The sequence below is a fragment of the Brevibacillus sp. IT-7CA2 genome (assembly GCF_949767855.1).
Lineage (GTDB): Bacteria > Bacillota > Bacilli > Brevibacillales > Brevibacillaceae > Brevibacillus.
On the sequence record NZ_CATKQT010000045.1, the window covers coordinates 1 to 470 of the forward strand.

Genomic DNA, 470 nt, shown 5'->3' on the forward strand with positions numbered 1-470 from the left:
TAAGCTGTTCGGGGAAGTGGTTAAAAATTGAACGTAAGATTTGCCGTGGTTGAGGATATTAAACAACTTGAGCCATTTTTTTCAAAACATATCACTCGCGAGAATAAGGCAGTGTACAATGAGGAGTTTCTTTGCCCATTAGGACTTCGAGCGGCCGTAAAAAGACAATCTGTTGTTGTTATGAATATAGAAGATATCATTATCGCAGCAGCAAGAATCTACCTAAAGAAAAACGGCACAATCTCTCTTTATCAGTTTGCCGTAGAGGAACAGTATCGTCATAAGAATCTCATGAGATATCTACTATCACAAATTGGTTACCCGATATTCTCCGCATGCCCGTCAAATCTTGAGTTCAATCATTATTATATGGACTCGAAATGGTCGTTTGTTGAGACGAAAAAGGGAATGAATATTTGGAAGCTTGAACCAGACTTACTTTCTGAGTCGACCTTTCCAAATTGATCGTT

Annotated in this window: 1 protein-coding gene; it reads left to right on the plus strand. The window is 38.5% G+C overall.

What is annotated here, in order from left to right; all coding sequences use genetic code 11:
- Window positions 1–27 precede the first annotated feature (27 nt).
- Window positions 28–465, plus strand: a complete 438-nt coding sequence (locus ACM6JA_RS22795; RefSeq protein WP_414854179.1) for an N-acetyltransferase — start codon at window positions 28–30, stop codon at window positions 463–465.
- Window positions 466–470: the final 5 nt, after the last annotated feature.